The sequence below is a fragment of the Evansella cellulosilytica DSM 2522 genome (genome assembly GCF_000177235.2).
Taxonomy (GTDB): Bacteria; Bacillota; Bacilli; order Bacillales; family Salisediminibacteriaceae; genus Evansella; species Evansella cellulosilytica.
The window spans coordinates 165,231-178,724 of the sequence record NC_014829.1; the positions used below are offsets into that span (position 1 = coordinate 165,231).

General features: G+C 38.9%; 20 protein-coding genes. 19 read left to right on the forward strand and 1 reads right to left on the reverse strand.

Annotated features, from left to right (window positions below; genetic code table 11):
* Window positions 1-24: 24 nt before the first annotated feature.
* From rplO to rpsI, 17 genes are all read left to right on the forward strand, one after another.
* The gene (gene rplO, locus BCELL_RS00810; protein ID WP_013486774.1) at window positions 25-465 is read left to right on the forward strand and encodes a 50S ribosomal protein L15; all 441 of its coding nucleotides are present in this window, start codon (window positions 25-27) and stop codon (window positions 463-465) included.
* Window positions 465-1,760 carry a preprotein translocase subunit SecY gene (gene secY, locus BCELL_RS00815; protein WP_013486775.1) on the forward strand — a complete coding sequence of 432 codons (1,296 nt, stop codon included), beginning with the start codon at window positions 465-467 and terminating at the stop codon, window positions 1,758-1,760. The genes rplO and secY overlap by 1 nt, the downstream gene beginning before the upstream one ends.
* A 62-nt stretch (window positions 1,761-1,822) precedes the next feature.
* Window positions 1,823-2,476 (forward strand): adenylate kinase, encoded by a 654-nt coding sequence (locus BCELL_RS00820; protein WP_013486776.1) that lies wholly within the window; start codon window positions 1,823-1,825, stop codon window positions 2,474-2,476.
* Window positions 2,473-3,225 (forward strand): type I methionyl aminopeptidase, encoded by a 753-nt coding sequence (gene map / locus BCELL_RS00825; protein ID WP_013486777.1) that lies wholly within the window; start codon window positions 2,473-2,475, stop codon window positions 3,223-3,225. The genes BCELL_RS00820 and map overlap by 4 nt, the downstream gene beginning before the upstream one ends.
* Before the next feature lie 14 nt (window positions 3,226-3,239).
* Window positions 3,240-3,542, forward strand: coding sequence for a KOW domain-containing RNA-binding protein (locus tag BCELL_RS00830; RefSeq protein WP_013486778.1), 303 nt, complete (start codon window positions 3,240-3,242; stop codon window positions 3,540-3,542).
* Window positions 3,543-3,546: 4 nt separating this feature from the next.
* Window positions 3,547-3,765, forward strand: a complete 219-nt coding sequence (infA, locus tag BCELL_RS00835) for a translation initiation factor IF-1 (RefSeq protein ID WP_010896341.1) — start codon at window positions 3,547-3,549, stop codon at window positions 3,763-3,765.
* A 45-nt stretch (window positions 3,766-3,810) separates the two neighbouring features.
* Window positions 3,811-3,924: a 50S ribosomal protein L36 gene (rpmJ, locus tag BCELL_RS00840; RefSeq protein WP_003322638.1), complete on the forward strand. Its 114-nt coding sequence runs from the start codon at window positions 3,811-3,813 to the stop codon at window positions 3,922-3,924.
* A 19-nt stretch (window positions 3,925-3,943) separates the two neighbouring features.
* Window positions 3,944-4,309, forward strand: a complete 366-nt coding sequence (gene rpsM, locus BCELL_RS00845; RefSeq protein ID WP_013486779.1) for a 30S ribosomal protein S13 — start codon at window positions 3,944-3,946, stop codon at window positions 4,307-4,309.
* 18 nt (window positions 4,310-4,327) lie between these two features.
* The gene (gene rpsK / locus BCELL_RS00850) at window positions 4,328-4,720 is read left to right on the forward strand and encodes a 30S ribosomal protein S11 (RefSeq protein WP_013486780.1); all 393 of its coding nucleotides are present in this window, start codon (window positions 4,328-4,330) and stop codon (window positions 4,718-4,720) included.
* A gap of 162 nt (window positions 4,721-4,882) precedes the next feature.
* Window positions 4,883-5,827, forward strand: a complete 945-nt coding sequence (locus tag BCELL_RS00855; protein WP_013486781.1) for a DNA-directed RNA polymerase subunit alpha — start codon at window positions 4,883-4,885, stop codon at window positions 5,825-5,827.
* A 69-nt stretch (window positions 5,828-5,896) separates the two neighbouring features.
* A complete protein-coding gene (rplQ, locus tag BCELL_RS00860; RefSeq protein WP_013486782.1) occupies window positions 5,897-6,259 on the forward strand; it encodes a 50S ribosomal protein L17 in 363 nt (120 codons plus the stop codon).
* A 233-nt stretch (window positions 6,260-6,492) separates the two neighbouring features.
* The gene (locus tag BCELL_RS00865; RefSeq protein WP_013486783.1) at window positions 6,493-7,332 is read left to right on the forward strand and encodes an energy-coupling factor transporter ATPase; all 840 of its coding nucleotides are present in this window, start codon (window positions 6,493-6,495) and stop codon (window positions 7,330-7,332) included.
* Window positions 7,308-8,183 (forward strand): energy-coupling factor transporter ATPase, encoded by an 876-nt coding sequence (locus BCELL_RS00870; protein ID WP_013486784.1) that lies wholly within the window; start codon window positions 7,308-7,310, stop codon window positions 8,181-8,183. Before BCELL_RS00865 ends, BCELL_RS00870 begins: the two co-directional genes overlap by 25 nt.
* Window positions 8,176-8,976 (forward strand): energy-coupling factor transporter transmembrane component T family protein, encoded by an 801-nt coding sequence (locus tag BCELL_RS00875; RefSeq protein ID WP_013486785.1) that lies wholly within the window; start codon window positions 8,176-8,178, stop codon window positions 8,974-8,976. The genes BCELL_RS00870 and BCELL_RS00875 overlap by 8 nt, the downstream gene beginning before the upstream one ends.
* Window positions 8,977-8,994: 18 nt before the next feature.
* Window positions 8,995-9,777 carry a tRNA pseudouridine(38-40) synthase TruA gene (truA, locus tag BCELL_RS00880; RefSeq protein ID WP_013486786.1) on the forward strand — a complete coding sequence of 261 codons (783 nt, stop codon included), beginning with the start codon at window positions 8,995-8,997 and terminating at the stop codon, window positions 9,775-9,777.
* A 196-nt stretch (window positions 9,778-9,973) separates the two neighbouring features.
* Complete coding sequence (gene rplM / locus BCELL_RS00885) at window positions 9,974-10,411, forward strand: 50S ribosomal protein L13 (RefSeq protein ID WP_013486787.1); 438 nt, start codon at window positions 9,974-9,976, stop codon at window positions 10,409-10,411.
* Window positions 10,412-10,431: 20 nt separating this feature from the next.
* Entirely contained in the window at window positions 10,432-10,824 is a 393-nt protein-coding gene (gene rpsI, locus BCELL_RS00890; protein ID WP_013486788.1) for a 30S ribosomal protein S9, read from the forward strand.
* 93 nt (window positions 10,825-10,917) lie between these two features.
* Here rpsI and BCELL_RS00895 read toward each other — a convergent pair whose 3' ends face one another.
* Complete coding sequence (locus BCELL_RS00895; protein WP_049786613.1) at window positions 10,918-11,301, reverse strand: tyrosine-type recombinase/integrase; 384 nt, start codon at window positions 11,299-11,301, stop codon at window positions 10,918-10,920.
* Window positions 11,302-11,913: 612 nt separating this feature from the next.
* On the opposite strand from BCELL_RS00895, the gene BCELL_RS00900 reads away from it, so the two are divergent.
* Together BCELL_RS00900 and BCELL_RS00905 are read left to right on the forward strand one after the other, a co-directional pair.
* On the forward strand, window positions 11,914-12,699 hold the full coding sequence (locus BCELL_RS00900; RefSeq protein WP_013486789.1) for a TraX family protein: 786 nt from the start codon (window positions 11,914-11,916) through the stop codon (window positions 12,697-12,699).
* Window positions 12,700-13,003: 304 nt separating this feature from the next.
* On the forward strand, window positions 13,004-13,441 hold the full coding sequence (locus tag BCELL_RS00905) for a YbaK family protein (protein ID WP_013486790.1): 438 nt from the start codon (window positions 13,004-13,006) through the stop codon (window positions 13,439-13,441).
* The last annotated feature ends 53 nt before the right edge of the window (window positions 13,442-13,494 follow it).

The following is a 13,494-nucleotide window of genomic DNA, read 5'->3' on the forward strand; positions in this document are numbered from 1 at the left end:
ATAAACAGTTGAGGAGGTGCCAACATGAAACTTCACGAACTAAAGCCTGCAGAAGGCTCACGTAAAACTAGAAATCGTGTAGGACGTGGTATCGGATCTGGTAACGGTAAAACAGCTGGACGTGGACATAAAGGTCAAAACTCTCGTTCCGGCGGTGGTGTACGTCCTGGATTTGAAGGTGGGCAAATGCCTATATTCCGTCGTTTACCTAAACGAGGGTTCACAAATCCTACTCGTAAAGAATATGCAATTGTAAACTTAGAGACATTAAATCGTTTTGAAGATGGAGCGGAGGTTTCACCAGAATTATTAATCGAATCAGGAATCGTTAGTAACGAAAAAGATGGGATTAAAATTCTTGGTGAAGGAAAACTTGAGCGTAAACTTACAGTAAAAGCTCATAAATTCTCAGCATCCGCAAAGGAAGCTATCGAAGCTGCTGGCGGATCTACTGAGGTGGTTTAATGTTTCAAACAATTTCCAATATGATGCGTGTAGGTGATATAAGGAATAAAATCCTTTTCACCTTGGCGATGTTAATCGTATTTCGCATAGGTGCACACATTCCTGCTCCAGGAGTTGATGCTGCACGATTGGATTTTGCTGGGGAAATGAATGCCTTTGGTTTTTTAAATACCTTTGGCGGTGGAGCACTAGAAAGGTTTTCAATATTTGCAACGGGAATCATGCCGTATATAACTGCATCTATCATCGTTCAATTACTTAGAATGGATGTAGTTCCTAAGTTTGCGGAATGGGCAAAGCAAGGTGAAGCTGGGCGCAAGAAGTTAGCCCAAGTGACCCGATACGGTACGATTGTCATTGCATTTCTACAGGCCTTGGCGATGTCAATTGGGTTCAATAACATTTTCCAAGGACTTGTTCCAAATCCAACTCTTCCGACTTATTTAATGATTGCTTTAACATTAACAGCTGGCACAGCATTCTTAATGTGGTTGGGTGAACAGATCACTGCAAAAGGTGTAGGTAATGGAATTTCCATCATCATTTTTGGAGGTATTGCAGCTGGAATTCCAAACGGGATAAACCAGATCTATGCCACACATATACAAGATGCTGGTGATGCTTTGTTTATCAACATAGTAATCATTATGCTATTACTTCTTGCTGTTTTAGCTATTACTGTCGGCGTAATTTTTGTTCAACAAGCGTTACGTAAAATACCTGTGCAATATGCCAAACGTTTAGTTGCTGGGAAGCCGCAGGGTGGTCAATCGACACACTTGCCTTTAAAAGTAAATTCAGCTGGTGTTATACCTGTAATATTCGCAATGGCTCTCTTTATTTTTCCGCCTACAATAGCGAGTTTTATAGGGGGAGATAATGAAATTGCGGGTTGGGTTACCCAAAACTTTGATTATACAAGGCCATTTGGGCTTGCAATCTATGCAGCCTTAATCATTGGGTTTACGTATTTCTATACGTTCATTCAAGTTAACCCTGAACAGATGGCTGATAATTTGAAGAAACAAGGCGGTTACATCCCTGGAATTCGCCCTGGTAAAACGACGCAAGAGTATATAACTCGAATCCTTTATCGATTGACTTTTGTCGGTGCGCTATTCCTAGCAGCAGTATCCGTTATCCCTGTCTTTTTTACAGCATTGGCAGGATTACCACCTGCAGTCCAAATAGGTGGTACAGGATTGTTGATCGTTGTTGGTGTAGCATTAGATACGATGAAGCAAATAGAAAGTCAATTAATACAACGTTCCTATAAAGGGTTTATGAAGAAATAGAAAAGGGAGTATATCTCCCTTAATACACTCGTAAACATGGAACGGTGGGGGGATTAAAGAGAATGAATTTGATTCTAATGGGTCTTCCGGGAGCTGGAAAGGGAACCCAAGCAGAAAAAATAGTCGCCAAATACGGAATTCCTCATATATCTACAGGTGATATGTTCCGTGCTGCAATTAAAAACGGTACAGAACTTGGACTTAAAGCAAAAGCTTTTATGGATGAAGGGAACCTTGTTCCTGATGAGGTAACTGTAGGAATAGTACGTGAACGGTTAAGTAAAGATGATTGTAAAGATGGCTTCTTACTTGATGGCTTTCCAAGAACAGTCGCACAAGCATCTGCTTTAGATGATATGTTAAAAGATCTTGGTAAACAAATCGATCACGTTTTATATATCGAGGTACCGAAAGAGGATTTATTTAAGCGACTCACTGGTCGTTGGATATGTTCAACATGCGGAGCAACGTATCATGAGTTATATAATCCTCCGAAAGTAGCTGGAAAATGTGATAAAGATGGAAGTGACCTTATTCAACGAGAAGACGATAAGGCAGAAACTGTAGGAAAACGTTTAGAAGTTAACTTACAGCAGGCTCAGCCATTAGTTGATTTCTATGGTGAAAAAGGATCTCTTCGCAGCTTAGATGGAAACAAAGAGATTGATGAAGTTTTTAATGATATTGATGAAATATTAAAAGGGAGTAATCAATGATTATTTGTAAGACGCCAAGAGAACTAGATATTATGCGTGTTGCAGGGAATATTGTCGCTTTGACTCATAAAGAACTTCAGAAGTTTATTAAGCCTGGTATTACTACGAAGGAATTGGATAACATCGCAGATAAATTTATTAGACAACATGATGCGATTCCATCTTTTAAAGGCTATAATGGATTTACTGGCAGCATTTGTGCTTCAGTAAATGATGAATTGGTACATGGAATACCTGGTGAACGTGTCCTTCATGATGGTGACATTATCAGTATTGATATTGGCGCTAATTATAAAGGATATCACGGGGATTCAGCATGGACCTATCCAGTTGGAACTATCTCAGAAAGTAATCAAAAACTTCTCGATGTTACCGAGGAATCTTTATATCGCGGACTTGCGGAAGCGAAGCCAGGAGAACGGTTGACTAATATCTCACACGCTATTCAATCTTATGTTGAGGATCATGGATTCTCGGTTGTAAGAGAATATGTAGGTCATGGAGTTGGTCAGGATTTGCACGAAGAACCGCAAATACCTCATTTTGGTCCTCCAGGCAAAGGTCCAAGACTTAAGCCAGGAATGGTTTTAGCTGTTGAACCAATGATCAATGCTGGATCACGACATGTCCGTGTATTAAAGGATAACTGGACGGTAGTAACAACAGATGGCAAAATGTGTGCCCATTTCGAACATACGATTGCTATTGTCGATACAGGATATGAAATATTGACAAAAACCGTTGAATAAAGGTGGTCACTATTATGAAGGATCCTGATTCGGTTCCACAGGTCGGTGAGCTTGTGAGAATTCTAAGTGGTAGGGACAAAGATCAGTTTGCGTGTATAATAGAGGTGTTGGATAATCGCTTTGTACTTATTGCGGATGGAGACAAACGTAAAGTCGATAAAGCGAAGAGGAAAAATCTTCAACACATCGAATTACTCGGAACGATTGCCCCCGAAGTGAAAAATAGCATAGTTGAAACGGGTCGTGTTACCAATGCTAAATTGCGATTTGCAATTTCAACATATATTGATGATAATTTACTGAAGGAAGGAGAGTAAATTCATGGCCAAAGAAGATGTAATTGAAGTAGAAGGAACGGTGATTGAGCCTCTTCCAAATGCGATGTTCCGCGTAGAATTAGAAAACGGACATAAGATCTTGGCACATGTCTCTGGTAAAATTCGTATGCACTTCATTAGAATATTACCTGGTGACAAAGTAACTGTAGAATTATCTCCGTACGATTTAACTCGTGGTCGTATCACATATCGTTATAAATAAGAATCGAAAAATATTACCACTCCGCAACCTAAGGAGGTAGAAATCATGAAGGTTAGACCATCCGTCAAGCCAATATGCGAAAAGTGTAAGGTTATTCGCCGAAAAGGTACCGTCATGGTAATTTGCGAAAATCCTAAACATAAACAAAAACAAGGTTAATAATTAGGAGGTGTAAAGTATGGCACGTATAGCTGGTGTCGACATTCCTCGTGACAAACGAGTTGTCATTTCATTAACGTACGTTTATGGAATTGGTACTTCTAGTGCAAAAGCTATTTTAAGCGAAGCTGGAGTATCTGAAGAAACACGCGTACGCGATTTAACAGAAGATGAATTAGGTAAAATCCGTGAAGTACTTGATAAATACAAAGTAGAAGGTGACCTTCGTCGTGAAGTGTCTCTTAACATTAAGAGATTGATCGAAATCGGATCTTATCGTGGTATTCGTCATCGTCGTGGATTACCTGTTAGAGGTCAAAAAACTAAGAATAACGCACGTACACGTAAAGGTCCACGTCGTACTGTTGCAAACAAGAAGAAGTAAAGGAGGTTATGTTTGATTATGGCTAAACCGAAAACGACTCGTTCAAAGCGTCGTCAACGTAAAAATATTGAATCCGGTGTTGCGCACATTCGTTCCACTTTTAACAATACAATTGTAACAATCACTGATACAAGTGGTAATGCAATTTCTTGGGCTAGTGCAGGTGCTTTAGGTTTTAAAGGTTCTCGTAAATCTACACCTTTCGCAGCACAAACTGCAGCAGAAACTGCAGCAAAAGCAGCGATGGAGCACGGAATGAAAGTAGTAGAAGTTTCAGTTAAAGGGCCGGGTGCAGGTCGTGAAGCAGCAATCCGTTCACTTCAAGCAACTGGTTTGGAAGTAAACATGATCAAAGATGTTACTCCAGTTCCACATAACGGTTGCCGTCCACCAAAACGTCGTAGAGTATAGTCGCATCAGAGGTATGAAAGCTCATACCCATGTCAATAATGGTTTAAGAGTCTTAAAAGTATTGACGGTATCGTGACAGGTTCGGGATGTGCCCAATGAGGGATTCCGGTTGGACGAACAGATTCAACCGGGGTTTCGACGTTTTGAAGGAGGGTTTGTTTAATGATCGAAATAGAAAAGCCAAAAATTGAAGCAGTTGAAGTAAGTGAAGATGGTTCGTACGGGAAATTTGTTGTAGAGCCATTAGAGAGAGGATACGGAACAACGCTTGGAAATTCTTTGCGTAGAATTCTATTATCTTCCCTACCAGGTTCTGCAGTTACTAGTGTTCAGTTTGATGGAGTACTGCATGAATTTTCTACGATTGAGGGTGTAGTAGAAGACATCACCTCTATCATTCTTAACTTAAAGAAACTAGCTCTAAAAATTTACTCAGATGAAGAAAAAACATTAGAAATTGAAGCGACAGGAGAAGGGGTAGTCACTGCTGCGGATTTTATGCATGATAGTGATGTGGAGGTTTTAAACCCTGACCTCCATATTGCAACTCTTTCGAAGGGTGCTCAATTTCATATGAAGGTTGCAGCTAACAGAGGAAGAGGATATGTTCCTGCTGAAGGAAATAAATCTGAAGAACTTCCTATCGGTGTCATTCCAGTTGATTCTATATACACACCAGTAGCACGTGTAAATTATCAAGTGGAAAACACACGTGTAGGTCAAATTACGAACTACGATAAATTGACACTAGACGTTTGGACTGATGGAAGCACTAGACCTGAGGAAGCTGTATCACTTGGCGCAAAAATCTTAACTGAGCATTTAAATATCTTTGTAGGATTGACTGACCAAGCTCAACATGCAGAGATTATGGTTGAGAAAGAAGAAGACCAAAAAGAAAAAGTGCTTGAAATGACGATCGAAGAATTAGACTTATCTGTTCGTTCGTATAACTGCTTAAAACGAGCAGGTATTAATACAGTGCAAGAATTAACGCACAAATCAGAAGAAGATATGATGAAGGTACGTAACCTTGGAAGAAAGTCTCTTGAAGAGGTTCAAGAGAAACTTGCTGAATTAGGTTTAGGACTTCGTAAGGAAGAATAGATTTATTTTTCCCATACTTCACTTGGTAATATTATACCTAGAATTTTGACTTGAGAAGGAGGGACTCCCATGGGCTATAGAAAATTAGGTCGTGATAGCAGCGCACGTAAAGCTTTATTTCGTGACTTAGCTACTGATTTAATCATCAATGAGCGCATCGAAACAACAGTACCTAAAGCGAAAGAGCTTCGTTCCGTTGTTGAGCAAATGATTACACTTGGTAAACGTGGTGACTTACACGCACGTCGTCAAGTAGCTGCATTTGTACGGAATGAAGTTGCTGACACTGAAACAGGACAAGATGCAATTCAGAAATTATTTGATGATATCGCACCACGTTATGAAGAGCGTCAAGGTGGTTACACACGCGTTCTTAAACTGGGACCTCGTCGTGGAGACGGTGCAGAAATGGCAATTATCGAGCTTGTTTAATTGTCTAAAAAGTCTCGACAGTTCGAATTTACTTATTGAGACAAACAATTTCATTTGATATAGGAAGAATAATCATATCAAATTAACGAAATGATTCTTCAAAAGGGCGCAACACCAGAACTTCCAACTATTCTGGTGCTATGCCCTTTTTTTGTACCATCTATTGTATCGGAGAAGCTACTATCTCTCCTTATTTTTATTTGTATGAAAGTACATTCATAGGGGCTGGATTAATGAGCGAATTATTGGATATTGATCATGTATGTTTACGATACAATACAGAGCACGACTTAGCGCTACGTAATATTACATTACGTATCTTTGAAGGGGAAAATATAGCAATAGTCGGTCATAACGGTTCCGGAAAGTCTACTTTAGCTAAAGTCATTTGCGGTGTGTTACAACCTACTAGTGGAAAAATGGATGTGAATGGACTAAATATTTGTGATGAAAACTATCGTTCACAAATAAGTAGATATGTCTCAATCGTTTTTCAAAACCCTGATAATCAAATTGTGGCCCCTACTGTTGAGGATGACGTAGCATTTAGTCTAGAAAATATAGGCACTCCACGAGAAGAAATGATAAAGCGTGTACAAGAAAGTATTAGTAAACTTGGACTTTCAGGATTAGAAAAAACAGATCCACATCATTTATCAGGCGGACAAAAGCAGCGTGTTGCTTTAGCTGGAGCTTTGGCGATGAGACCGAAAATACTAGTATTGGATGAAGCGACATCTATGCTAGACCCAAAGGGAAGAGCTGAAGTACAATATTATTTAAATAAAATAAATGTCGAGGATCGTGTCACGATTATTTCTATTACACACGACCTTTCCGTAGCGATGAAAGCAGACCGTATCATCGTTATGAAGGAAGGGGCGATTGTTGCAGATGAAAAGCCATCCATGATACTAACGAATGATCACATACTAAAAGAGACTAGTTTAAAAAAGCCATTTATGTATGAAATAATAGGTGAGCTTCAAGCGAGGGGAGTAAATTTCCCTGAAACAATTCATTCCGAGGAAGAGTTGGTGTCGCAATTATGCAAATTAAAACAGAGGCATTAAACTATACATATAAGAAAAATACGCCATTTGAAAAGAAAGCGATAAGAGATATTAATGTCACTATACCAGCTAATTCTTTTAATGTAATGATTGGTAAAACCGGATCTGGAAAATCAACTTTGCTTCAATTATTAAATGGCATGCTAGTCCCTACATCAGGAAATGTAGTCATTGGCGAATACACGATTAATTCTAAAATAAAGAAAAAAAGCTTGCATCCAATACGCAAAGTAGTAGGTACAGTTTTTCAAAATCCTGAAAATCAGCTATTTAGCGATACGGTTTTGCAGGATGTAATGTATGGTCCGTTAAATTTTGGTTTTACTAAACGACAGTCAGAAGCTCAGGCGAGGGAAGCGATGGAGCTAGTAGGAATTGCTGAATCGTTATTTAGCCGATCACCTTTCCAGCTCAGTGGTGGTCAAATGAGGAGAGTAGCGATAGCGGGGGTGCTCGCATGTCAACCGAAGGTCCTCTTTTTAGACGAGCCCACAGCTGGGTTAGATCCACAAGGCCATGACGATATCATGACGTTATTCCAAAAATGGTATAAAGAACGAGAGGATCGTTCTATTATTCTCATCACACACGAAATGGAAGATGCTGCAAAATACGGTGATAATATCTATATATTGCACGAAGGGGAAATTGTATTAGAAGGTCATCGTACAGAAATTTTCCAACAAGTAGAGTTACTAGATAAACTCGGATTGGATATTCCAGTTGCTAGTAGGTTATTAAGTAAATTAAAGGAAGCAAGTGGTGAAAATATCGCGGTAGCTCAATACGACGTTCAAGGAGTCGTGAAGGAGTTGTTATCTTTTATCGGAAGGAATAAAAAGGATGTTTGACCATGTTATTATCGGACAATATGTATCTAGTAACTCGTTTATACATCGACTAGATGCTAGGGCAAAATTACTATGCTTGATAGTATTTATTGCCATTCTTTTTGTTTATCGTCATCCATTTGTAATGGCGTCAGCGAGTATTCTTTTAGTAATAGCTTTTATTTTAGCAAGGATACCTATTATATATTATTTGAAAGGGCTGCGTTTCGTAGTACTCATGATAACTTTTACTTTTTTATTTCATGCTCTTTTTCAAGGTGGAGATATATTGTTATTGGAAACACCGATAGCAAATGTATATCTTGAAGGATTAATAGAGGGCGGCTACTTTGCATTAAGGTTATTGATGATCTTTATTTTTGCATCTTTACTATCATTGACGACGACACCAGTAGAGCTGACAGATGGATTAGAGAAGCTATTAAGTCCTTTGAAAAAGCTAAAGCTACCTATTCATGAGCTCGCGTTTATGATGGGGATCTCGATGCGGTTTATTCCTATTTTAAGTGACGAAGCAGAAAAGATTATTAAAGCCCAAACCGCAAGAGGAGCTCATTTTTCTTCTGGTTCTTTGTGGAAAAGATTGACCGCGTTTATTCCAATTTTCATTCCTCTTTTTGTTCGAGCTTTAAATAGAGCTGAGGAGGTTGCTATAGCGATGGAAGCACGAGGGTATACTGGTGGTGAAGGAAGAACAAAGCTACGTGACATGAGATGGCGTCAAATGGACACAGCATCATTAAGTATTTTTTGTTGTTTTTTGATCGTGGCTATCATTTTGAGGTTTTCATAAGGGAGGAGGGATGACTACGTGAAACGAGTAAAAGGGATCGTTACATATGATGGTACAAAATATTCGGGCTATCAAGTACAAGTAGATAAAAAGACAATACAAGCCGAATTAGAAAAGGCGTTAGCTAAAATACATAAAGCTGATTCGTGGAACGTAGTGAGCTCTGGAAGAACAGATACAGGTGTACATAGTCTTGGGCAGACGATTCATTTTGACACATCACTTTCTATACCTGAGGAACGTTGGCCACAGGCTTTCAATAGACTATTACCAGATGATATACAAGTAAGAGACCTCCAGTATGTTCATCATGATTTTCATGCCAGGTTTGATAGTGTCGGGAAAAAGTATGTTTATAAAGTGAATACTGCACGAGAAAAAGATATTTTTAAGCGGAATTTTGTTTACCATCACCCTTACGTACTTTCTTATGAAAAGATGCTGGAAGCGGCCATGCATCTTGAGGGGACACATGACTTTACTAGTTTTTCCTCTCCGCGAACGGATGTTATTGATAAAGTGAGAACGATTTATGCTATTGAACTAGAAAAAAATGGTGATGAATGGACTTTTACTTATATAGGAAATGGATTTTTGTATCAGATGGTAAGGGTGTTAACTGGTACATTACTCCATGTTGGTAAAGGGAAAATAAGACCAGAAGAGATCCCTGAAATCTTTGAAGGGAAGGACCGCTCCCTCGCTGGACCATCAATACCAGGCACAGGGCTTTATTTAACAAATGTATACTATGATCAAGAAGCGCTTGAAGTGGCAGTGAAAAACTTGAAGCATTCATAGAATAGTGTCATCGATAAGGTCAGTTTTAAAAAAAAATGAAAAGACAACGAAACCTGGTGTAACATTTTATTGACATGAGTATTCATATGTTATATGATGATATACGGTATTCTTATGCCCACTAGCCCCGGGTACGGAATCTACAGTTGATATTTGACGCTAAAGTTTTTGTGAAAGTTTATTAGGAGGGAAACAAATGCGTACGACATATATGGCAAAGCCAAGTGAAGTAAACCGTAAATGGTATGTTGTAGACGCTGAAGGACAAACATTAGGTCGCCTAGCGAGTGAAGTTGCAAGCATCCTTCGCGGTAAACATAAACCAACATTCACACCGCACATTGACACAGGAGATCACGTGATCTTAATCAATGCGGAGAAGATTCATTTAACAGGAAACAAATTAGCAGACAAGAAATATTACCGTCATAGCCAATATCCAGGTAGTCTTAAAACGACGACTGCTCAGGAAATGCTTGACAAGAAACCTGAAAGAGTGCTCGAGTTAGCGATTAAAGGAATGCTTCCAAAGAATTCTCTTGGTCGTAAACAAGGCATGAAGCTTCATGTATATGCAGGAAGCGAACACCCACATCAAGCTCAACAACCGGAAGTATACGAACTACGCGGTTAATATAGAAGGAGGTAATTTACATGGCACAAGTTCAATATTATGGAACAGGTCGTCGTAAGAACTCCGTTGCACGTGTGCGTTTAGTTCCGGGAGACGGACGCATCGTAATTAACAACAGAGACATTAACGACTACTTTGACCTTGAAACTTTAAAGTTAATTGTTAAACAACCATTAGTAGAAACACAAACAGAAGGTACGTATGACGTACTTGTAAATGTTAAAGGTGGAGGCTACACAGGACAAGCGGGTGCTATCCGTCACGGAGTTGCACGTGCACTTCTAGGTGCTGACCCTGAGTACCGTGGTTCACTTAAAAAAGCTGGATTCTTGACTCGTGACGCTCGTATGAAAGAGCGTAAGAAATACGGTCTTAAAGCAGCTCGTCGTGCACCTCAGTTCTCAAAGCGTTAATATCCTTGTTATACAAGGGATCAAGCCCTCTTTGCTCATCAATGGAGCAGAGAGGGTTTTTTCGTGTCCAAATATGGAATTGAATACCCCGCGCTAAAATGTCATGTACTTTTGGAACATCTCCGCTGTTTTCTCCTTCGCTTCATCGGTCATATGAGTGTAAATATTCATCGTCGTTTGAATATCTGTATGGGAGAGCCGAGCTTGTACATCTTTGATGGAAGCACCAGCTACAGGCATCAAACTGGCATGTGTATGCCTAAAGGCGTGAACATTTATTTTCGGGAGCTCTAGGTTCTTTTTGTAGATTTGCTCCAGCTTTTCATTCAAGTAAGCCAGTCGGCAATAATCCATATCATGTTTAAACGGATTATAGACCGTAAAGACAGGCTGTTTATCATCAGATTGAAAAGAAGTCGAAAGTTCTAACGTCAGATAGCGCTGTATTTGCTTGCTACGCCATTTCTTTAAGATCACCAGATTTTCATCGTCTACACTAACCTCACTCCGTTGTTGATTAATACGATAAAAAAGTTTTTTTGCATAAAAGGAAAATATTTTACAAAATTTATATATTATTTCCAATTTATTGTGGTATTATGTAGTGGAAAATAACAAAATAAGGAGTAATCTGAGTAAACTGTAAGTTTCAGTAATGTTAATGCTATTTTTGCTGTGTTAGTTTCGTTTACCGCCTTAACCGCACAAGAATCCGTTTGAAGTTAAGCACGACGATGAATCTAGAGGTGCTAGAAAACGTTGAAGTGTCTCCCGAACTACCCGCCCTACGTAGATAGTGGAGAAGGAGAAATTTCCCCATTCGGTATAGGTATACCGCGTGATGTAAGGGACATCAGTAGAAAGGGTCAATATGACTTTCGAGGAAAGGCATCAAGGTCTGATTTTTTATAGAACTTTGAATGTGCTCCTGGCGCAATCCTTTTTTCGATCGAAAGCAGGTTGAGCAGTACAAATAACGAATATGTAAAATTTCATGGTCCTAGTGATTCCACATACTATTTTTCAAACGCCAAAGCTATTCTTGGCGTTTGTCTTTATGTCACACATTTACATTAAGGGAGAACATTCATGACAAGCACTCAGCTGAAAATTATTGCACTGATCGCCATGTTTATTGACCATTATGGATTATTCATATCGGGGACGCCAGAATGGATGGGCTGGATAGGGAGGATTGCAGCGCCAGTCTTTATTTATTGCGTAGTTATCGGTTTTCAAAACACGTCTAACAGGACAAAGTATTTGGTACGTTTAGGGGTAGCTGCAATCGGAATGAGCTTTATAAATCTATTTATAAATTTACGTCTCTTCTATACAGATTTGAGCGGACCGTATCTTGAGCTGAACTTCTTCGCTACTTTATTTTTAATAGCATTCCTAATTATGCTACTGGAAAATAAGAGGATAAAACTTCTTCTATTGTTCTTTGCTTGGCAAATTATTTCTTTTATCCTATTTGGCTTACTGGAAGTTTTCGGGTTGCAACCTCAGCCATTCGCAATTTTTACAGCTCAAATTTCTGGGAATGTTCTTGTAGTTGAGGGCGGCCCTCTTATCATTCTACTAGGTGTTTCCTTTTATTTTGCAAACGATAATAGATGGACAGTTACTGCGGGTTATAGTTTTTATTGTCTTGCAATATTTTACTCTGTGCGAAGGTGGGGGTGGCGTCTTGAAGGATTATACCAACATTTGTTTGGGTTTGCTGACTATCAATGGATGATGATTTTCGCATTACCTCTCTTTCTGTTATACAATGGTAAAAAAGGAATTGGTTTAAAGTACTTATTCTACATATTTTACCCTTTACACATCGTAATACTTTGGTATATAGGTACACATATACTATCATGATAATTGTAGAATGATGTATGTGCACTTGCTGTTCTCGCGGGAGTATTTTTGGCATTAATAAAATATATAATGAGAAAATATGAGTGAAAATAAAAATGATTTCCTTGGAAATACAATCCTTTATAGGTGTACAAAGGGTTGTATTTTTTTATGTCTTTATCATTTTAACCATATGAATAGAAGGTAAGATAAGGATACACTAATCATTCCCATGGACATAATCCACTATGTATTCCAAGTTTTTTCCCTTATGAAATAAAAAACAAGTTCAACACTAAGAGTAAAAAACAGAGGAGACATGGCGATGAATGTAGTGACGGATTTAGGCGAAAGAAGGAGAAGGAAACAATGGAAGTTCGAGCGAAGTATGCTAAGAGCGTTATCAATAGAAGACATGCGCAAGGACGTTCAAGAGCAGTTTTTTGATCAGTTAGTCGGTCAATCTGTAGGTAAGCTATATTTAGTCGACTATTGCTTAGATATTGGAATAGACGCATATCTCCTTGGTTCTGAGTTCGGACGTTTTGGGTATTACGGTGAGACTGCTGAGCAAGCACAACACCGTTGTATAGAAGAGATTAACGCATATATTGAGCAAACGACAGGCCAATTTAAGTCATGGTTCACGCTAGATGAAGTCGAAACGACGATACAACACGAAAAGAGCAGGGCATTTATACTGAGGTGGTGGAATAAAGGCTTTGCAGAAGGAGAAAAAAAGTACAGACTTAGGCTTCATTAAAAATTAATTTGATCATATTTTTAACCCTGTCCCATATATATGGAAAGGAAGGA